This window comes from Pectobacterium actinidiae (genome assembly GCF_000803315.1).
Classification (GTDB): domain Bacteria; phylum Pseudomonadota; class Gammaproteobacteria; order Enterobacterales; family Enterobacteriaceae; genus Pectobacterium; species Pectobacterium actinidiae.
Genome location: NZ_JRMH01000002.1, coordinates 239,378 through 260,480 on the forward strand (window position 1 = coordinate 239,378; position 21,103 = coordinate 260,480).

Here is a 21,103-nt window from a genome sequence, read left to right on the forward strand (position 1 = left end):
GAAAGCCGGGTATATACCCGTCATACTTCAAGTTGCATGTGCGTTGGCTTCGCTACTCGGCACACTGACGTGTACCTCGCCCGTTGGGGCCGCTGCAAGCAGCGTTCAAACCTGCCTCTGGCAGATTTGTCGGTCACCCGAATCACTTACTTGAGTAAGCTCATCGGGATTCTCTCATTCGCCGCGTTATTCGGCCTTATGGCCTCACCCCTTCGGGGTCAGCGCAAGCGCTGTTCAAAAACGCCTTGCCGTTTTTGTCCTGAAACTCGAATTATTTAGGGTATAGAGTGGTTATAAAATCTGTAGCCGCTGCTTCATTGTCATCACTTCATCATCCACCACGGGCGTGATGCACAGGTGAGAAAGTGCGCTGCTGCGGAACGGGATCACCTGCGTGCGGCCGTCCAACTGTACGATTTGGTAGAACTGCGGCAGATTGAAATTGATAAAGCTGGATCCATAGGTGAAGCGGTCATGCGAAGACGAATAGAAGCGGCTGACATCGCGCACCAGCTCTTCTTTACTGCCCTCACAGTGGTGATAGACCTCAACGCGGTTAGACTCATCCAGAATATAAATATTAAAGCCCTGATTTTCTGTCAGATCTTCAAAGAAGAACTGGATGATCCCTTCGCTAGCGACGCCATCGACCACTGGCGGTAAATGCACATGGTTGGTTTCAACCTGAACCGGCTGGCCTTGCAGTTTGTTGTTAGAAATTGCGCCATAAAACTCGACCGCATTTTCCAGCTTCTGCACCGATACACTCAGCCGTTCGAAGAACAGACCCCAGGTTTGACCCGCGACTTTCACCGCTTTGAAACGCCCTGGCTCCTGCTGACGCGTACTGGTCAGACGCAGCTCAATGCATTCGGACACCAACTGCTGTACACGGGTACGAATCAGCCCGCGCAGGTGCTGGCTGTAGCAGAAGACTTCCAGCGATTCCGGCAGCGCCGCATCCTGATGCATTTTGCCCAGAATGGTTTTCAGCGCTTCCAACACCGCCTGTTCGCCGCTGAAATGCAGCGTACGTACTTCATTCCACGAGTTGCGATACAGCAGGTCGATACTACCAACCAGACACTGCTGCTGCTGGCCGAAGCTAAAGACATCCAGATGACGGAAATCGAAATGCACGACCTGATTGCGGAAGGCCGCCGTCGGATCGTGTTCCAGATTAACGATAATCGCCAGATGACGAATTTCACACGGGCTGTACAACGCCTTCGGCGTCGGCGCAGGCAAACGCAGCGGGAAATGGCTGGCTACGTCGTCCACCAACGCTTGCAAACGCGTGATGTCGCACAGTTCGTTGCCTTTAATGTACAGACGCGTGCCTGGCGTCAGCAGACCGTTAAAATACGCCCACGCCACCAGCTTGTTCAGATAGCGGTTATATTCCAGCGGCTGATGGCTGATGATTGCATCCATCGACGGTGCCTGATTATACAGGTACCAGCCGGAACGGTTCGCACGACCCGCCGGAACATAAATAAAGGTTAAATTCGGCTCCGACAAATCGGGCGAAATTTGTGGGTTCAGCAGGGTAACCTTACCCGGCAGCGCTTCAAACGCGGCATACAGTTTACGGGTCAACACACCGATATCCTGCGGGCTGGCGCTGACGCTAAGATTATTGCGGCGAGCGAAGCGAATCAGGTTGCGATAGGTCTGCATCATCGCATCCAACAACTCATTATGTGCTTCGCGTACCTGCTCGATTTTCCAGTTAGCGCGGTTATCCAGCATAGCCAGATGTTCGTCGCTCCAACCCCATTCTTGCACCAGTTGGCTCAGAATCTGGCGACGCCAGCCAACGCAGGCTTTTTCTCTGGAGAGCTTTTCACAGACTTTTAAGTAGAAACATCGACGCGCCAGATCGAGGCGCGTGGGATCGTTGATTGCCGTCAGATAGTGCGTCACGCGATCCAGCATCATGCAGTAAGGATCAAGACCGAAAGAGACGATCTCGCCGTCATGCAGGCGCTTTTTAATTTCGGTCGACAGCAGGCTGGTATCCGGGTATTCCCAGGAATAGGCTTCCAGCAGCAGCGTTTTCAGCACGGCTTTATAAGGGGAATCGATGCTTTTATAGAGCTGCCAGAGACTCGCGCCGAAATACTCTTCCGCCGACAGCGTACTTAAGCCCCCTAAATCCATCCACTCGTTAGGAGCCAGAGCCCCCTGCGAGTACAGCGACAACACATATTCGTCGTAGTGGGATTCTTCTTCGACCGGCACCATGTTCCACAGAATACGTTTACCAGCCATACGCACGGCGGTACGGTAGAATTCGTCGAGTAACAGGATATGCTGCATGGTGCCGCAGTCTTCACCGCTCAGGCTGCCGCTTTCATTGTGGCGGAAGCGGCTTTCATCCATCAGGAAGAAACTGACCTCAGCGCCCTGCGCTGCTGCCCACTGCTCCAGCAGCGTACATTTCTTCTGTAATAGCTGACGCTCTTCGCTATCCAGCCAGGATTGGTGGCACACCCAGATATCGAGATCGGAGCTACAGCTCTGCCCGATAGATGAGGTACTTCCCATGGAATAGATGCCCGTGATCGGCAGCTCACCCTGCGGATGAGAACAGTCAAACTGACCCCAACGCAACGCGATGCCATCAAGGTACTGTTGTTGCTTTTCATCAGGCGTGTGAGTGCAGATACCGTGAGGCACCTTGCCTTCAAGGTAGCCTGGCATCAACGGGTGATGATGATGTAATAAAATGGGCAGAAGACTGTAAACCTGCTGAAAAGCGGGCTTCATTGCTCCCAGAGCACGGTCAACACGCAGTTGGTTGATCGCATCCAGTCTTTGCTTCAAAGTCTCGATGTAGAAGTACAAGACGTTTCGCCTGATTTATCCCAGTGCCTAGAAAAACCCCGTGTTCCAAATCCGCATGATGAAATTAGAAGAATGTTTAGCGAATTATTGCTGGAAACGTGATCAATTTAACACCTTGCTGATTGGGCGTAAAGAAAGTAAAGAAAGTTAGACTTACCTATCTTGCTTTATTACGAATTTCCCTACCCGACTGCATCAGCACGGCTTATTTACTCGACTTGCGGCACCCGAATTTCAGACCGTTTTAAAAGGCGCGCCGCTCATGCCCACAACCTGACACCAACGCACCATCAATGATACGATGGCGGAAAATGATAAAAACGGTATCAAGCATGTTAGCCAATATTATTAGAATTGCCACCCGACAAAGCCCGCTCGCCCTGTGGCAAGCACGATATGTTCAGCAGTGTCTGAATCACCTCTACCCGGATTTACACGTGGAGTTAGTGCCGATGGTAACCCGCGGCGACATCATCCTTGATACGCCACTGGCGAAGGTCGGCGGTAAGGGATTGTTTGTTAAAGAGCTGGAATTGGCGCTGCTTGAAGGGCGCGCCGATATTGCCGTCCATTCCATGAAAGATGTCCCTGTCGAATTCCCGGATGGCCTCGGCCTGACCACCATTTGCGAACGCGATGACCCGCGCGACGCGTTTGTCTCCAACCGTTATGACAACCTCGAACAGTTACCGGAAGGCAGTTGCGTCGGTACTTCCAGCCTGCGCCGTCAGTGCCAACTGCGCGCCCGACGTCCCGATCTGGTGATTCGTGATTTACGCGGCAATGTCGGCACACGCCTGTCAAAACTGGACAACGGCGAGTATGACGCCATTATTCTTGCCGTCGCCGGTCTGAAACGTCTTGGCCTTGAAGCGCGCATCCGCTGTGCGTTAAGCCCGGAAGAATCTCTGCCTGCCGTCGGACAAGGTGCGATCGGCATCGAATGCCGTTTGGATGACCAACATGTCCGTCAACTCCTTGCCCCACTCAATCACCCCGCTACCGCGGCTCGCGTACTGGCTGAACGTGCGATGAATGTGCGCCTTGAAGGCGGCTGTCAGGTGCCGATTGGCAGCTACGCCGAACTGGAAGGCGATACGCTGTGGCTGCGTGCGCTCGTTGGTGCGCCAGACGGCAGCCAAATGATCGTCGGTGAACGTAAAGGGAACATCTCCGATGCCGAACAACTCGGGATTGCACTGGCTGAAGAGCTACTGGCAAAAGGTGCCAGCGCCATCCTTCAAGCCGTTTATCAAGGGTCACGCTCATCATGACGATTCTGGTTACCCGTCCGTCACCAACTGGCGAACAACTGGTGACCCGTTTAAGCAAGCTCGGCTACAACGCCTGGCACAGCCCGCTGATCGAGTTTTCTCCCGGACGAGAACTCACCAGCCTACCAACCCTGTTGCAAGCACTGCACGCCGACGATCTGGTGTTTGCACTTTCACAACACGCGATTCATTACGCCGATCCGATGCTGGCACGTACGGGCATTAGCTGGCCTGCCCATCTCGCTTATTACGCCATCGGCCGTACTACGGCACTGGCGTTACATAAAATCAGCGCACATCCGGTAACCTATCCACCTGAGCGTGAAACCAGCGAAACACTCCTGCAACTGCCTGACCTGCAAGATGTTGCTGGGAAACGTGCACTATTATTACGTGGCAATGGTGGAAGGGAACTACTGGGAGAGACGCTAACCGAACGCGGCGCACAGGTGACCTACTGTGAATGTTATCAGCGTAGAGACGTTCACTACGACGGACTGGAGCAAAGCCGCCACTGGCAACAAATAGGCATCGACAAACTGGTGATCACCAGCGGAGAAATGCTACAACGGATCTATACTTTAGTACCTGATTACTATCGGGCTTCCTGGTTACTCGGCTGCCAACTGATCGTCGTCAGCGAACGACTGGCAGAACAGGCTCGTCAGCTCGGCTGGCGCGATATCCGGGTGGCCGATAACGCCGATAACGATGCGCTCATGCGCGCACTACAATAAACCTGATCATGGGATGTACCATTATGACGGAACACAATACCCCCACAGCTCCAGCCGACGAGGTTGCTGAACGGGTTGAACCCGCGCATCAGCAGCAGGATCCCACACCGCAGCCAAAACGTAGCGGTGCCGTGCTGGGGGCGATCGCGATTGTGATTGCGCTGGCAATAGGCGCGGGATTGTATTACCACGGCCACCAGCAGGCGCAGAAAGACACTGCTGCGCTTCAACGCCTGGAAACGCAGTTAAGCACATTGCAGCAGCAGCACAAGCAAGAGCAGCAGCAGTGGCTGGACGCTCAACAGCAACAAGGTAAAGCACAGGAGACTGCCGCACAGCGTCTTGAGGCGTTAACGCGTCAGTCAGACGAGCTGCGCGATAAACTGGCAGCCCTTTCCAGCCATGACACCAATACCTGGCTAATTGCTCAGGCCGATTTTCTGGTGAAACTGGCAGGACGTAAACTGTGGAGCGACAAAGATGTCACCACCGCAGGCGCGTTGCTGAAAAGTGCGGACGCGAGTCTGGCAGAGATGAACGATCCCAGCCTGATAGAAATTCGCCGGGCGTTAACCAACGATATTGGGGCACTGGCGGGCGTGAGCCAGGTCGATTTTGACGGCATCATACTGAAAGTAAATCAGCTTACCGACCAGTTGGACAACTTGCAGCTCGCCGACAACAACACCGATGAAGCGCCGATGGATGCCAACAGCACCGAGCTGTCCGCCTCTTTGAGCGAGTGGCGACAAAATCTAAGCAAGAGCTGGCACAATTTCCTGGCTGATTTTATCACCATTCGCCGCCGTGACAGCGCGGCCGAACCGCTGCTGGCACCGAATCAGGATGTGTATCTGCGTGAGAATATCCGCTCACGTCTGCTGGTTGCCGCACAGGCCATTCCTCGCCACCAGAATGAAGTGTATAAACAGTCGCTGGAAACGGCAGCAACCTGGGTTCGCGCCTACTTTGATACCACTGATCCTACGACGCAGGCCTTTCTGGATCAGCTCGATGCCTTAAGCCAGCAGTCAGTTTCACTGGATGTCCCAACAGAACTACAAAGTCAGGCACTGTTGGAAAAACTGATGCAAACGCGCGTTCGTAACCTACTGGCTCAGGCGCCAGCCACACAGCAGGGAGAGTGAACATGCTGAAAGTCTTATTGCTGTTCCTGATCCTGATTGCAGGCGTAGTGATCGGCCCGATCGTCGCAGGTCACCAAGGCTACGTCCTGATCCAAACGGATAACTACGACATTCAAACCAGCGTGACCGGTCTGGTCATCATGCTGGTGCTGTTCTTCCTCGCCTTTTTGGCGGTGGAATGGGTGATCCGCCGGATCTTTCGTACCGGCTCCCGCACGCGCGGCTGGTTTCTCGGCCGAAAACGCAGCCGTGCCAGAAAACAGACCAAAGCCGCACTGCTCAAGCTGGCCGAGGGAGACTATTTACAGGTAGAGAAGCTGCTGACGCGCAATGCCGACCATGCCGAGCAGCCTGTAGTTAACTACCTGCTGGCTGCCGAAGCCGCCCAGCAGCGCGGTGACGAATTCCGCACCAAACAATATCTGGAACGTGCCGCCGAGGTTGCAGATACCGATCAGCTTCCGGTGGATATTACGCGCGTGCGTATTCAACTGGCGCGTAATGAAGATCATGCTGCACGTCACGGCGTGGACAAATTGCTGGAGGTCGCGCCCCGCCATCCTGAGGTACTGCGTTTAGCGGAACAGGCTTTCCTACGCACCCATGCCTATAGTGCGCTGTTGGATATTCTGCCTGCGATGCGCAAGATCAATCTGTACCCTGAGGAACGTTTACTGGATCTGCAACAGCAGGCCTATATCGGTCTGATGAATCAGGCGATGGCGGATGGCGGCAGCGAAGGGCTGAAATCGTGGTGGAATAATCAGAGCCGTAAAGTTCGCCATGAGATCCCGCTTCAGGTCGCGATGGCTGAGCACCTGATCGAGTGTGACGATCATGATACCGCCCAGAAGATCATTCTCGACGGCCTCAAACGTCAGTATGACGAGCGCTTGATCTTGCTGATGCCACGCCTCAAAGCCGGAAACCCGGAACAGCTGGAAAAAATGCTGCATCAGTACATCAAGCAACAGGGAGCAACGCCGCTGTTGAGCAGTACGTTAGGTCAGTTGCTAATGAAACACGGCGAATGGCAGCAGGCCAGCGATGCCTTCCACACCGCGCTAGCGTTGCGTCCAGACGCTTATGATTATGCCTGGCGCGCCGACGCACTCGATCGATTGCGTCTGCCGGATGAAGCGGCACAAATGCGGCGCGAAGGGCTGTTGCTCACGCTACAGCAACCTGCCGACTAATTAATGTGCTATTCCTTTCATAAGGCTCCTTTTTGGAGCCTTATTCTTTTGTATGACCCGTCCTGAATAACCCGGTAAAAGGCGGCTATCGAACATTTTCACCAGACCAAAAAAAACGCTTACCGATAAACGGTAAGCGTTGAAAATATCAGGTCTGTCAGACAACAGAATGGTGCCTCACTCAACGTTATGTCCGGAAGGCCCGATGGAGATTTGCATCTTCATCTGGAGTTGGACGATAGGCACCTCAAATTGGCTCTGCGTCATTCCCAGGATTATGAAGCCGGAGCAAACATAGAAGGTGGAATGAGCATCTACCCTCTTATTTAAGCATAAATTATGCCAACATGCATAATTTTATTATCAAGACCGCATAAAAAAACGATAACCAGTTAATAATCAATAATATTTTTATTTACTCAGTGATAGAGAACTCAAAACCGGTTGGGCGACAAAAACGAGATCGCGCTCACAAAACCTGTCGCCATTCAGAGACGCATTTATCATGTAAAATATTAATCATTATGAATCAATGAATTAAATGTCTCTTTTTTGCGACAGCGGAACCCCTAGAGTGTCGTGTTTTTCCGACAGCCTTATCAAAGCTGTTGATTCAACATGCTTAATCGGGCGCGGTAACCGTTACGAATATGCTGGCAAGCCGCCTCTTGTGCGGCGTCCTTATCACGCCGCACCAACGCTTCCACAATGGCTTGATGTTCACGCCGCGCCTCTTCGGTACGTTCCGTCGATTCATAGGTGGTTCCGCGCAATAGCGACAGATGAATACGCAGGTTTTCCAGCATCTCGTTCAGATACGGGTTATGGGTCGCCCGATAAATCTGACGATGAAAAAGCCGGTTATGATCGTGCAGTTTTCTGCTGTCGGTGAGCGTCTTCTCCACTTCAACCATATCTTGCAGTAGTTCCAGTTCTTCTGCCGACGCAGAAGCCACGGCGAGTTCCATCGCCAACCTCTCTAACCCTTCACGCACGGCGAAAAGCTGATGCAGCCGCTCATAGCTAATCTGCGCAATCATTAGCCCGCGCTGAGGACCAGGTTCCACCAATCCCAGCGCTTCAAGCCGATGCAGCGCCTCACGAATCGGCGTACGGCTCAGCCCAAACTGCTGCGCCAGCCGTGTTTCCTGCAAACGTTCACCAGGCAGCAGCTCGCCCTTCTCGATCGCGTTAATCAGTATCTCGAACGGCGACAGCGCCAGCTCTTTGTCGTTAAGTGTTAAGTTCATAATCCCTTGATATGTCGTGTGACGGTCAAAACGGGAGCACGCGCAGACGGGTAAAAATCCTCGCCTTTATGGCGGTTCGCGCGTTTATGCTACGCCGTGGATCGTCATGCATTGAGAAAAATTCAAGTTTGCCCGACGCCCTGCCTTTAGCAAGATATCGAATCGCATATTTTGTGCTTAGCTTAGCGAAAAAGCGTCTTTGTCAGTGAATGGGCGATTGCATATGCTTTTCGCCACATACTGTATACAAATGCATTCAACAAGACAAAACGTGAATCCCAGAACCGTTCGACTGTGCTGGCAACATCATCGCGTTTTCGCCTAAGGAGCTCCTACGATGTCTGCCACCCCGACGTTTCCTCGCGGCAACGCACTCAGCCAGTTTATTCATACCGCCTCCACGATTACGATCCCCGACTCCGTCTGGCACGAAGCCAAGCGAGCGCTCATTGACTATCTTGGCGTCTCTATTGGTGCAGTAGGAGACGACGCAGCCAGCGCGGTTCTGCGCGTGGCGCAACGCTGGCAGGCTCAGGGCAATGCGCAAATTATTCTCGGTACAAAAACTACACCGTCGCTGGCGGCCCTGATCAACGGAACGCTGTCTCATGCAGCCGACTATGACGATACGCATCCGGCTGGCGCGGGCCACCCCAGCGGCCCGTGCTGGTCTACCGCGCTGGCTATGGCGCAGCACTACGGTGCGGACGAGCGCACAACGCTTATCGCTTTCATCACTGGCTTTGAAGTCATGGCCAGGCTAGGTGGAGGCTGGGTGCCCGGCGTGGGCCGCAACTTGCAACGCCGAGGATTTCACCCGACGTCGATTGTCGGACGCGCGGGAGCTGCTGCTGTCGCCGCTTCCATTCTGCGCCTTGAACCCAACGCGATTGCCAACGCGTTGGGCGCGGCCGCAACCATGATGGGGGGATTACAGAAATCATCCGGTACGCACGGCAAACCGTTTCATGCAGGTAAAGCGGCAATGGACGGCATCACAGCAGCAGAACTGGCTGATGAGGGCTTTATTGCCGCCCATCACTTTTATGAAACCGATGGCTGGGTGAAAACATTCGTGCAAGACGGTAGTGCCGTCATCCCGCCGCTCGATTTTGGCGAGAGCTGGGAGCTACTGGGTAATGGCTACAAGCTGTATGCCAGCTGTCGGGGAACGCATGCATCAATCGAAACCGCGCTTAAGCTCTATCCACAGCTAAAAGGCCGCGCTATCGCCCGCATTCATGCCAAGGTCCATCCAATGGGGATGGTGAACGCCGGGATCGCCAACCCGCAAAGCCCGCTAGAGAGCAAATTCAGCATTCCACACTGTATTGCGCTGGCGCTGAGCGGCTATCGCCTCAACGATACCGATTTCACACAGCAGACCGTCGACGACCCGGCACCGCGCCAGCTGCTGTCGCGCTTGCAGATCGATGCAGTCGAGGGGCAATCGGCCAGCTCCGCGTTTATCGATATCGAACTGGAAGACGGTGAAACACTACACGCGGAAACCGATGTTTATCGCGGCCATCCGCAAAACCCACTGACCGACGCCGAGCTGCGTGCCAAGTTCGACGCCCTGACTATTCCCGTGTTAGGAGCAGCCCGTAGCGATCGACTCTATCAGGCAGCTTTTCACTTTGAGCAGCCGGGTTCACTCGCTGCACTCACCGAGCTATTAGCGGGCTAACGCGTTGCCGTTCGACATAAACGATTCGACATAAAAAATTTCACGATAACGACAGGATACTTTCATGACCATTGCCCGCCAGCTTGCCCATAATCTGCTGGAATTTTCTCGCCAGACGTTCCCTGCCGATGTATTGGCACACGCACGAACCGCTGTGATTGACACGCTGGGCGTCACACTCGCCGGGGGAGTTCAGGACGGGGCGCAAAAACTCAGGACGGTGATAGTTCCCTCGGCTGCCGCGGGAAGGAGCCGGATTTTCGGTACGGACCTCAAACTCAACGCGCTGGACGCCGCGTTGCTGAACGGCACATCCGCACATTTACTTGATTTCGACGATTCCAATTCCTGGCTGCACGGGCATATTTCCGTTGCCGTGCTTCCCGCGCTGCTGGCACTGGCTGATGAGCAGGAAGCCGATGGAGAAGCCATCCTGCACGCCTATCTGTGCGGCTATGAAACCGCGGCACGCATGGGCAAAGCCGTCAGTCCTTTCCAATATCGCAACGGCTGGCACCCGACAACGTCCGTCGGCATTTTCGCAGGCGTAGCCGCCTGTGCGGTGCTGTTGAAGCTTAGCGAAGCAGAAACGGCGACCGCCTTTGCAATCACCGCATCGCTGGCCTCCGGCATAAAATCCAACTTTGGCAGCCAGACGAAATCACTGGCGGTCGGCCACGCCAACCGCAGCGCCGTCATGGCAGTATTATTGGCGCGTCAGGGATACAGTGCGGGAGATACCGCGTTTGAACATCACCACGGCTATTTCAACGTCTACAACCGTGCAGTTGAAAACGTCGATACCACGCCGTTAACCGAACCCTGGTCTGCACCGTCCCATATTCTGGACCCCGTAAAAGGCAATAATTTTAAATATTTTCCCTGCTGCTACGCCATTCTGGCACCGCTGGATGGGCTGCTGGCGCTGCGTGAGGAAACCGGGCTGTCTCCCGAGTCGCTGGAACGCATTCAGATTGCCATCCACCCCATCCGCTTCCCGCATATCAACATTCCCGCACCGGAGACACCGCTGGCAGGGAAATTCAGCCTGCATTACTGCATTGCCCGCGCCTGGGTGCAAGGGAAGCTGACGCTGGATGATTTTATTGACGATGCAGCACTACACGACCCAACTACGCAGTCGCTGATGGCGCGCGTTGAGCTGATCTGCCATGACGAAGCCACTACGCATACGGCGCACGTCACGCTGGTGGCTCATGATGGGAATACCTATCATCGTCGCGTGGGAGGCGCACTCGGCTCCAGCGCGGAGAACCCGCTGCCGGACAACCTGATTGCGGAGAAATTTATCGACTGTGCCAGTCAGGCGTTGCCGCGCAACGAGGCGCTGGCGTTATACCAACGCCTGTTACGCGACGATTATCGTTAACAGCAGGAAGGATGCTTGATACGCCTTAATCGCATCAGGCATTATCATTTGCTCTACCACGCGATGGGTTCCACCATGCTAGATCTTGTTCCACCCGACATCTCGCCGCTCTTTGCCGGTATCCTGATTTTTTGCAGCTTCCTGACATCGGCGCTAACGGCAGCGCTGGGCTTGGGCGGCGGCGTCACCCTGCTTGCCATCATGGGACTGGGTATGCCAGTCAGCAGCCTGCTGCCAGTGCACGGCATTGTCCAGCTAGGCTCTAACCTCAGCCGTAGCCTAATCCAACGTTTGTATATCGTCTGGCCGCTGGCGCTGTGGTTTTTCATCGGCAGCGTCATTGGCATCGCAGTGGGTGCCCCTATTGCAGTCTGGATCCCAGACAACGTGGCAAAAATCGCGCTGGCTCTTTTCATTCTGTGGTCAGTTTTCCGTAAACGCACCGCACCAAAACCGGTTAACCGGCTGTTCTTCATTCTGGGCGGCGCGCTCACCAGCCTCGGCACCATGATCGTCGGCGCAACAGGCCCGATGGTCGCAGGGCTTATCAGTTCTCAAGGGCTGACCAAACAGCCGCTGATCGCCACACATGCGCTTTGCATGGTGTTACAGCACGGCTTGAAGATTCTGGCATTCGGGCTGATGGGGTTTGCCTATCACGACTGGCTGCCGATGCTGGCCGCAATGATTGCCAGCGGTGTACTGGGTACCTGGCTGGGCACGCGCCTGCTGGATAATCTGCCCGAAAAACTTTTCCGCACCACTTTTCGCCTCACCATGTTGATTCTCAGCGCTCAGCTCATTTGGCAAGGCGTACAAGGCCTGCTCGCCCGCTAATCTCTCCCTTCGGTGCCTTGTTTACCGTGCGAGGCGCAGTTCTCTTTTCCCCTTCATGTGATCCCCAAAATGGCTATATCCACTATTCAGCTTTAGATAGAGAAATATGCTATTTGCCATTTGAATGTAACATTGAGAACATTTGTATACAAATGAACGCACCATAATAAAAACAATTAATTACAACACGTTAAAACAACACCGACTATTCTGAGGATACTATGCTGAGAAAACTACTCTCATTGACGACTGCCACAGCGCTGACTTTAGGGAGTCTCTTGCTGCCTGTTGCTCAGGCCACTGCCGCTGACGCTGGAAATGGCGAAACGCTCAAAAAGATCAAAGCACGCGGTGAGCTGGTTTGCGGCGTGCACCCGGCACGCCACGGCTTTTCTGCGATTGATAGCAAAGGGCAGTGGACCGGGCTGGACGTCGATTATTGCCGCGCGTTAGCCGCCGCTATTTTTGGCGATTCCAGCAAAGTGCGTTTTGCCGCCCTGTCTACCGCACAGCGCTTCCCAGCGATTCAGTCTGGTGAAGTTGACGTGCTGTCACGCAATATCACTGCCGATTTGTCGCGCGATACGTCGCTGGGCCTGAACTTCGCACCGCCGACCTTCTATACCGGAACGGGCTTTATGGTGCGTACCAGCGCCAATGTGAAGAAGGTGGAAGATTTGGACGGCGCGACCGTCTGCATCACGCCGGGCAGCAGCACCGAACGCAACGTCGCGCAGATTTTTGCATCACGCAACCTGCATTACACCCCAGTAGTTATTGAGAACAATAAAGAATACGTCGCAGCCTACCTGTCTGGACGCTGCGATGTCATTGCCCGCGATAAAGTGGCGCTGCCCGGCGTGCGCACCTTCGATGCGGAAAAGCCCTCTGACCACGTCATTCTACCGGGGATTTACTCAAAAGAGCCGTTGGCAATGGCAGTCCGTCAGGGCGACGATCAGTGGTACGACATCGTGAAATGGGTGGTGTATGCCACGTTCAACGCCGAAGAGATGGAAATCGGCCAGCAGAACGTGGACAGCAAGCTCAAATCCACAGATCCAGATATACAGGCATTGCTTGGGGTCACTGGCGATTACGGCCAGAAGTTAGGATTGAATAACCAGTGGGCTTATAACCTGATTAAGCAGGTAGGCAATTACGGCGATATTTATAACCGCCACTTCGGGCCAGATACCCCAGCCCCGCTGGAGCGCGACCTGAATAATCTCTGGACGAAAGGCGGTCTGCTCTACGGCCTGCCCATTCGTTAATTCGCTAAATCATCGGCATCAGCCCGGAAATCTCTGCGCTGATGCCATGCCATCGCATTCACGCCCTACCGCTATCAGATCGCATGTTGAGCAGCGGTACTGGCCAGAAGAAAAGACCGCCGGTAATGAAATCATCACAGAAGACGCTATCGTCAGCCTCTGCACCACCGTGGCTGGGAACACTACCTTATTCGCGCCGTCTGTTGAATGCGTTTGACAGTAAGTCCCTACGCGCCTGGATTTATCAGTGCCTGCTCGGCCTCCTGATTGTCGCTTTCAGCTACTGGCTGTACGCCAACGTGGTCGAAAACCTGCGTTCGCAAAACATTGCCACCGGCTTCGGTTTTCTTGATCACACCGCACAGTTTGAGATTGGTGAAAAGCTCATCGCGTTTACCCCGCGAGACAGCTATCTGCGCGCGCTTGGCGTCGGGTTACTGAATACTCTGTACGTCACGCTATGCGGCATCGTACTCGCCACGCTGCTTGGTTTCTCCGTCGGAATCGCCCGCGTCTCCCGCAACTGGCTACTGGCGCGGCTTGCCGGGGGATACATCGAGCTAATGCGCAATATCCCCGTGATCTTGCAGGTGATTTTCTGGTCGGTGGTGATCCGTAATTTGCCCTCGCCACGCGACGCCATCGAGCTTGGGAGCCTGGGATTTCTGACCAACCGCGGACTGTCTTTTTCCGTCCCCGCCGCACACCACGGCTGGCTGTGGACGGGAGTCGCCCTGCTTATCGCGGTACTGATTAGCCTGATCCTGAATCGCCTCGCACGCTCCCTGCGGGAAAATGCGGGCCGCTCTCTGCCTACAGGTCGCCTGACACTGGCCGCGATCATCGGGTTACCGCTGCTGGTTTGGTGGCTTTCCGGCGCTCCAGCAGAGCTTGACCGACCTATCCTACGCGGCTTTAACTTCCGCGGTGGCTTTACCGTCAGCCCTGAATTTACGGCGCTGCTGCTTGGCATTGCACTCTATTCCTCCGCGTTTATCGCAGAAATTGTGCGGGCGGGGATTCAGTCTATCCCCAAAGGCCAGTTGGAGGCGGCACGCGCGCTGTCCTTTTCGCCGTGGCACATGATGCGCCACATCATCATTCCACAGGCCATGCGCGTCATCGTTCCGCCGCTGACCAGTCAATATGTCAGCCTGTCAAAAAACAGCTCAATCGCAGTCGTGGTGGGTTACCCGGAGCTGGCGAACATCAGTAACACGCTGATGAATCAGACCGGTCAAGCGCTCGAAGTGATTGCCATCATGATGGTGGTTTACCTGACGGTCAGCATCGTGACATCGCTGCTGATGAACTTGTTTAACCGCGTCGTCGCCATCAAAGAGCGCTGAGGAGCACTGAATGTTATTTCCGGTACTGTCACTCTCCGCCGTTCCCAGCCGCTTGCGCACGCCGCTGCTGTGGCTGCGTCGCCACCTGTTCAGCAGCGTGCCGCAAACCGTACTCACACTGCTACTCGCGGTGTTGATGTGGAACGTCGGCAATAAACTGCTGCACTGGGGCATTCTCGATGCCGTGTGGTACACCACTGACCCTGACATCTGCCGCGTGGCCGCTGGCGCCTGCTGGGCGGTGATCGTGGAAAAGCATCGCCCCATCCTGTTTGGCCTTTATCCTTACGATGAACACTGGCGTCTGATACTGGCGATGGGAATCTGGTTTCTGGCGCTTGGCCTGTCGCTGATGCCGCGCTTCTGGCACTCGCGCATCCTCTTACCGCTGTGGATCGTCGCGGTAGTCGGCATCGCCATCCTGATGTCTGGTGGCGTGTTTGGCTTATCTTACGTGCCTTCCAGCGAATGGGGCGGACTGCCGCTGACAATTCTGTTGTTTAGCGGCACGGTCGTTATCGGTATGCCGGTTTCAGTTTTATTGGCGTTGGGGCGACGCTCACCGCTGCCCTTTCTGCGTGGTTTGTCGGTTATTTTTATCGAAGGCCTGCGCGGCGTGCCGCTCATCACGATTCTGTTCGTTGCCGTAAACGTCTTTCCGCTGTTCCTGCCCGCAGGCATGGAAATCAACAAGCTACTGCGCATCATCATCGGCATCGCGCTGTTTTTCGCCTGCTATCAGGCTGAGGTGATTCGCGGTGGTTTACAGTCCGTTCCACGCGGGCAATACGAAGCAGCGATGGCACTCAACCTCGGCTATTGGCACACGACGACCAAAATCATCCTGCCGCAGGCGCTGCGTATCTGCCTGCCCGCTATGACCAACCATATTATCGCTGCCATGAAGAATACCTCGTTCGTCATCATTATCGGGCTGTTCGACATCCTCACCGCCACGAGTTCGGTGATGCAAGACCCGCTATGGCGGCGTTATTACATTGAAACGTACCTTTTCATCTCGGCTATCTATCTGCTGTTTGGCTTCCTACTCTCACGCTACGCGCTGTGGGTGGAAAAACGCATTGATGCCAGCCGTAACCCAGAAACGTATCACGGTTAAGCGATAGCCGTTGATGAAAACACAGACAGGAGCTTTGTTATCATGAGCTTAGCCGCAGACACTTTCGTTACAAACGATGCAGTTACAAACAATGTACTGACAAACAACAACGTCATTATTGAGATCGATGCCGTCAGCAAGTGGTACGGCGCGTTTCAGGCGCTGAATAACGTAACGCTGAACGTAGAGAAGGGAGAACGCGTGGTGATTTGCGGCCCTTCCGGCTCCGGCAAATCCACGCTCATCCGCTGCATTAACCGACTGGAAGAGCACCACGACGGGCATATCCGCGTGAACGGCATTGAAGTTAACGACAACATCAAGAACATCAACCGCGTGCGCTCCGGCATCGGCATGCTGTTCCAGCAGTTCAATTTGTTTCCCCACCTGAGCGTGCTGGATAACCTGACGATCGGCCCGACACTGGTCAAACAGCGTAAGAAGCAGGAAGCCATTGATTTAGCGATGCACTATCTGGAAAAGGTGCATATCGCCAATCAGGCGCATAAATTCCCGCTACAGCTCTCTGGCGGCCAGCAGCAGCGTGTGGCCATTGCCCGGGCACTGTGCATGCAGCCGGAAATCATGTTGTTTGATGAGCCCACCTCTGCGCTGGATCCTGAGATGATTAAAGAGGTGCTGGATGTGATGCTCGATCTGGCGGAATCCGGCATGACGATGATCGTCGTCACCCATGAGATGGGTTTTGCTAAAACGGTCGCGGACAACGTCATTCTGATGGCCGATGGCAGCATTGTGGAATCTGCCCCGCCGCAGGACTTCTTCAACACGCCATCACATCCGCGTACGCGCCAATTCCTGGATCAGATTCTGAGCCATTGATAAACAAAAAATATCCGCATCGAGAAATCGACGCGGATAGCATGACGTAACCGTGAATTAGCGCGAGGACAGCTGTTCTAAACTCTGTTTCGCGACCTGATACAGATAGTGCGCGGTCGGGAACAGCGCGCTGTCATCAACGCGGAATTTCGGGTGATGCAGTGCATACGGCCCGCCGGAGCCGACCATCATGAACGTCCCCGGCAATTTCTGCTGATAGAACGCAAAATCTTCACCAATCGGGCTGGCTTCCACGCGGCGTGCTTCAAACCCTTCGTCACTTGCCACATTCAGCGCAAACTCAACCCACTCTGGCGTGTTGATCACCGACGGTGGCCCTGCGTGCCACAGGAACTCAATTTCTGCGCCAAAGGTGCTGGCGATACCCGCTACGATCTGACGGAAACGCTGTTCAATCAAATCACGCGCGTCCTGATTAAACGTTCTGACCGTGCCTTCAACGTAGGCCGTGTCTGGGATCACGTTCCAGGTGCTACCGCTATGTACCTGCGTAATCGACACCACCGCGTTATTGTCGGACGATACCGTACGGCTGATAATGGTTTGTACGGCAGAAATCAGCTGACCCAGAATGATAATCGGGTCGTTGCCTTCATGCGGCTTCGCGGCATGGCAGCCTTTCGCTGCGATCTTGATTTCAAAGCGGTCAACGCCCGCCGTCAATGCGCCATCTTTCCCACCGATGACGCCAACGGGCAGTGTCGGATCGTTGTGAATGCCAAAAATCGCTACCGCATTGTCCAACGCGCCAACGGCGATGACTTCCGGCGCGCCCAATCCTGTCTCTTCAGCAGCCTGAAACAAAATTCGCACCGTGCCTTTCAGCTCCGGCTCAATTTTCTTCAACAGAATCGCTGCACCCAGCGCCGCGGAAGAGTGAAAATCATGGCCGCAGGCGTGCATTACGCCTTTGTTGAGCGACGTAAATTCTACGCCAGACTCTTCTTCAATCGGCAGGGCGTCGATATCGGAACGCACCACGACCAGCGGCCCGTCTTGTAACCCCCCCACTTCCGCAACCAGACCGGTTTTCAATGGCAGATCGAGGATACGAATTCCTTCTTTTTCCAATACCGCACGAATCTTCTTCGTGGTCTCGAACTCCTGATTCGACAGTTCAGGATGGCGGTGTAAATCGTGGCGAAATGCCTGAATAAACTGAGCCAGAGGCTCGTGCTGAGTTGCTGTTCTCATGAATACTTGCTCCATATCGTGCCCTGCCAAACAGGGCTGCCTTGTTCAGGCGTGCAGGTGTATCTACGTATGTGCTAAATGTCGTACTCAAGCGGCTCAGGCAGCTTGGTCAACTGACGCAGGAAACGCTGGGTTTGCGGGTTGTCCGAGAAGCTAATCACCTGCTCCGCCGGGCCTTCTTCAACGATGTGGCCGTCCGCCATGAAGATCACCCGGTCAGCCACTTCTTTCGCAAACTGCATTTCATGGGTGACGATCACCATCGTGGTGTCGTTTTTAGCCAGCTTCTGAATCACCTGAAGCACTTCGTGTACCCTTTCTGGGTCAAGTGCCGAGGTCGGTTCATCAAACAGAATAGCCTTCGGATCCACCGCCAGCGCACGCGCAATACTCACGCGCTGCTGCTGTCCACCGGACAGCGTCACCGGATACTGTGCCGCCTGCGGCAGCAAACCAACCTGTTCCAGCAAAGCCAGACCGATTTCATCCGCCTGCTTCTTCGGCATTTTCTTCACAACAATCAGCGCTTCCGTCACGTTCTCCAGCGCCGTCTTGTTCTTAAACAGGTTGTAACTCTGGAACACCATCGCCGTCTGGCGGCGTAGCGCGTAGGCTTCTTTAGAGGTGTAATGACGCGTATCCAGCGTTTGCTCACCAATTTCAATCGTGCCCGACTCTGGCGTTTCCAGCAGGTTTAGACAGCGCAGCAGCGTGGATTTACCCGAACCCGATGGACCGATAATCGCCACAACTTCGCCTTTCGCGATATCCAGACTGATGTTGTCCAACACCACCTGATCGCCAAAGCGTTTAGAAAGATTCTTTACACTGATCATGTCAGCCCCTTATCGCTGTAGCGAGTGATTCAGTTTCTTCTCCAGCTGTTTTTGCAGCCAGGAGTAAACAATGATCACCAACCAGTAAATCAGACCCACAACCAGGAAGGTCTCAAAGAAACGCAGAGATTCAGCGGCAATCATCTTGCCTTCCGCGAACAGTTCAGAGACGCCCAGCGCAAAGGCCACCGAGGTATCTTTAATCAGGGAAATGAAGGTGTTTCCCGTCGCTGGCAGCGCATTCAACATAGCCTGAGGCAACACGATGCGGCGATAGACCTGCGCTTTACTCATACCAATGGATAGGCCCGCTTCCGTCTGGCCGAAATCCACCGAGGATAAGCCCGCACGGAAAATCTCAGCCATATAGGCGGATGTTTTCAGGCTAAAGCCGATAATCGCTGCCGTCATCGCATCCAGATTGGATAAGCCGGGGAATAACTGCGGCAAGCCAAAGTAGATGATAAACAGCTGAACCAGCGACGGAATGCCGCGGAACAGCGAGATGTACAGCTCAACGATTTTTACTACCACGACGATCTTGCTTTCACGGACTAACGCCAGTACCAGTCCGAGAACCATAGCAAAAAACATCGAAACCACGGCAAGGAACAACGTGGTCGGCAAATACATTAATACCTGAGGAAAGACCTTTAACAGGTAGGCAAGATCGACATTCATGAGTCATACCATTAATGCTTCCACCGGCCATACTGCGCCGGTGGAGAAGGTGATAAGTCAACCGACAAGCGGCAATAACGTTACTTTTTCGGTGGAACAGAGATGTCCTCGCCAAAGTATTTTTCGGCGAGCGCTTTCAGGCGTCCATCTTCACGCATTTTCGTCAATTCAGCATCGAATTGTTTACGTAATGCATCACCATTTTCGTCCTTATGGAATGGGAAGCTCACTTCTTCAACCACCAGCGGCTCACCGACCAGTTTGAACGGCAGGCTACGCTTATTGATTTCCGCCAGCAGGATAGGACGTGAGTTCACATAGCCTTCAACACGTTTAGACAACGCATCGTTCATCGCGCCATCGCGCGTTTCATAGGTACGGATATTCACGCTGCCGTCGGCAAAGGCTTTTTTCAGGTTGTTAACGTGGTTGGAACCCAGAACACCCGCTACTGTCTTCCCTTTCAGGTCAGCCAATGTATTAATGTTGGTGTTGTCTTTGTGCGTTACAATCTGGCTACCGTAATAGCTGTATGGTTGGGCAAAGTTATACTTTTCCTGACGCGCTGGCGTAATAGCCACCACGTTCGCTACCGTATCCAGTTTTCTCGCTTCCAGTTGCCCCATCAGACCACTGAAATCGGCGGTAACCCACTCGACTTTGTAGTTCAGATCTTTCGCGATGGTTTCCGTCACTTCAACGTCAAACCCGACTAGCTTGTTATCTTGCTTGAAGCCGCTTGGATAACTCTGGCCTGTTGAACCCACTTTCAGTACTTTTTCCTGCTCAGAGCCGCTCTTCCCAGAGTCACAGCCAGCGACAAGAAAGGCGGTCGTCAGCGCCAGAACAGACAACGTTATTTTTTTCATCATTTTACGGCCTCTCTTTTTGAGTTTTTATCTTTCCACTGGTCATACAATTGGTTATCAAGGATTTTTTCCATCCAGATTGTCAGGTGTCCTTTTCCCAGATTCGTCTGCCCGACTTCCTTGAAACCATAATTCCTGTACATCTCAATCAGCCACGGGTGGTTTTGCGCGGTGCCAAGCGACACCGCAGGGGCTTTGAGCTGGTTAATCAGAATGTCTTCTTCCAGCCAGTTCATCATTTGCTTACCCAGCCCCTGTTTTTTATAACCAGGATGCGTCGCAAACCAGCCCAAATGGGGCAAACCGAACGGGCCCGGCTCCGGCCCCCACGGATAACGGATGGTAAATGACGACACCATCTCGCCGTCTTTTTCCATCACATACACGCCGTGTGAGGCAATATGCGTACGCACCATGTCGATATCCGCATGGGCGGCAGAAAAATTGATACCCAGTTGGCGAATCGGCTCAAATGCCGCCAGCGCCAGTGCCAGATAGGTCTCATCGTCCGCAAGCGTAGCCTGACGAAATACGATACTCATGA

General features: G+C 54.0%; 18 protein-coding genes. 11 read left to right on the forward strand and 7 right to left on the reverse strand.

Features of this window, described 5'->3' with window-relative positions; genetic code table 11:
- Positions 1-291 precede the first annotated feature (291 nt).
- Positions 292-2,850, reverse strand: coding sequence for a class I adenylate cyclase (locus KKH3_RS18640; protein ID WP_039363162.1), 2,559 nt, complete (start codon positions 2,848-2,850; stop codon positions 292-294).
- A 332-nt stretch (positions 2,851-3,182) separates the two neighbouring features.
- Between KKH3_RS18640 and hemC the strand changes: the two genes are divergently transcribed.
- The 4 genes from hemC to hemY are packed head-to-tail and all read left to right on the forward strand — an operon-like array spanning position 3,183 to position 7,205.
- Positions 3,183-4,124 (forward strand): hydroxymethylbilane synthase, encoded by a 942-nt coding sequence (gene hemC, locus KKH3_RS18645; protein WP_039363164.1) that lies wholly within the window; start codon positions 3,183-3,185, stop codon positions 4,122-4,124.
- The gene (gene hemD, locus KKH3_RS18650) at positions 4,121-4,861 is read left to right on the forward strand and encodes a uroporphyrinogen-III synthase (RefSeq protein ID WP_039363165.1); all 741 of its coding nucleotides are present in this window, start codon (positions 4,121-4,123) and stop codon (positions 4,859-4,861) included. Before hemC ends, hemD begins: the two co-directional genes overlap by 4 nt.
- A gap of 23 nt (positions 4,862-4,884) precedes the next feature.
- Entirely contained in the window at positions 4,885-6,009 is a 1,125-nt protein-coding gene (hemX, locus tag KKH3_RS18655; RefSeq protein ID WP_039363167.1) for a uroporphyrinogen-III C-methyltransferase, read from the forward strand.
- A gap of 2 nt (positions 6,010-6,011) precedes the next feature.
- Positions 6,012-7,205 (forward strand): protoheme IX biogenesis protein HemY, encoded by a 1,194-nt coding sequence (gene hemY / locus KKH3_RS18660; RefSeq protein ID WP_039363170.1) that lies wholly within the window; start codon positions 6,012-6,014, stop codon positions 7,203-7,205.
- A 599-nt stretch (positions 7,206-7,804) separates the two neighbouring features.
- Here the strand turns inward: hemY and KKH3_RS18665 are convergent.
- Positions 7,805-8,455 carry a GntR family transcriptional regulator gene (locus KKH3_RS18665; protein ID WP_039363171.1) on the reverse strand — a complete coding sequence of 217 codons (651 nt, stop codon included), beginning with the start codon at positions 8,453-8,455 and terminating at the stop codon, positions 7,805-7,807.
- Between the two features lie 337 nt (positions 8,456-8,792).
- Here KKH3_RS18665 and KKH3_RS18670 point away from each other — a divergent pair, with 337 nt between their 5' ends.
- The 7 genes from KKH3_RS18670 (at position 8,793) to KKH3_RS18700 (ending at position 16,958) form a co-directional block, all read left to right on the forward strand.
- On the forward strand, positions 8,793-10,145 hold the full coding sequence (locus tag KKH3_RS18670) for an MmgE/PrpD family protein (protein ID WP_039363174.1): 1,353 nt from the start codon (positions 8,793-8,795) through the stop codon (positions 10,143-10,145).
- A gap of 64 nt (positions 10,146-10,209) precedes the next feature.
- Positions 10,210-11,535, forward strand: a complete 1,326-nt coding sequence (locus tag KKH3_RS18675) for an MmgE/PrpD family protein (protein WP_039363182.1) — start codon at positions 10,210-10,212, stop codon at positions 11,533-11,535.
- Between the two features lie 75 nt (positions 11,536-11,610).
- A complete protein-coding gene (locus tag KKH3_RS18680; RefSeq protein ID WP_039363184.1) occupies positions 11,611-12,372 on the forward strand; it encodes a sulfite exporter TauE/SafE family protein in 762 nt (253 codons plus the stop codon).
- A gap of 221 nt (positions 12,373-12,593) precedes the next feature.
- The gene (locus KKH3_RS18685) at positions 12,594-13,646 is read left to right on the forward strand and encodes an amino acid ABC transporter substrate-binding protein (protein WP_039363188.1); all 1,053 of its coding nucleotides are present in this window, start codon (positions 12,594-12,596) and stop codon (positions 13,644-13,646) included.
- Positions 13,647-13,771: 125 nt separating this feature from the next.
- Positions 13,772-14,995 (forward strand): amino acid ABC transporter permease, encoded by a 1,224-nt coding sequence (locus KKH3_RS18690; protein ID WP_039363192.1) that lies wholly within the window; start codon positions 13,772-13,774, stop codon positions 14,993-14,995.
- Positions 14,996-15,005: 10 nt separating this feature from the next.
- Positions 15,006-16,115, forward strand: coding sequence for an amino acid ABC transporter permease (locus tag KKH3_RS18695; RefSeq protein ID WP_039363195.1), 1,110 nt, complete (start codon positions 15,006-15,008; stop codon positions 16,113-16,115).
- 42 nt (positions 16,116-16,157) lie between these two features.
- Entirely contained in the window at positions 16,158-16,958 is an 801-nt protein-coding gene (locus tag KKH3_RS18700; RefSeq protein ID WP_080756562.1) for an amino acid ABC transporter ATP-binding protein, read from the forward strand.
- Between the two features lie 57 nt (positions 16,959-17,015).
- Here KKH3_RS18700 and KKH3_RS18705 read toward each other — a convergent pair whose 3' ends face one another.
- From KKH3_RS18705 to KKH3_RS18725, 5 genes are all read right to left on the reverse strand, one after another.
- Entirely contained in the window at positions 17,016-18,173 is a 1,158-nt protein-coding gene (locus KKH3_RS18705; RefSeq protein WP_039363198.1) for a M20 peptidase aminoacylase family protein, read from the reverse strand.
- Between the two features lie 74 nt (positions 18,174-18,247).
- On the reverse strand, positions 18,248-19,009 hold the full coding sequence (locus KKH3_RS18710; protein WP_039363201.1) for an amino acid ABC transporter ATP-binding protein: 762 nt from the start codon (positions 19,007-19,009) through the stop codon (positions 18,248-18,250).
- Between the two features lie 9 nt (positions 19,010-19,018).
- Positions 19,019-19,690, reverse strand: a complete 672-nt coding sequence (locus KKH3_RS18715; RefSeq protein ID WP_039363204.1) for an amino acid ABC transporter permease — start codon at positions 19,688-19,690, stop codon at positions 19,019-19,021.
- An 80-nt stretch (positions 19,691-19,770) separates the two neighbouring features.
- Complete coding sequence (locus KKH3_RS18720; protein ID WP_039363207.1) at positions 19,771-20,562, reverse strand: amino acid ABC transporter substrate-binding protein; 792 nt, start codon at positions 20,560-20,562, stop codon at positions 19,771-19,773.
- Positions 20,559-21,101 carry a GNAT family N-acetyltransferase gene (locus KKH3_RS18725; RefSeq protein ID WP_039363210.1) on the reverse strand — a complete coding sequence of 181 codons (543 nt, stop codon included), beginning with the start codon at positions 21,099-21,101 and terminating at the stop codon, positions 20,559-20,561. The genes KKH3_RS18720 and KKH3_RS18725 overlap by 4 nt, the downstream gene beginning before the upstream one ends.
- Positions 21,102-21,103: the final 2 nt, after the last annotated feature.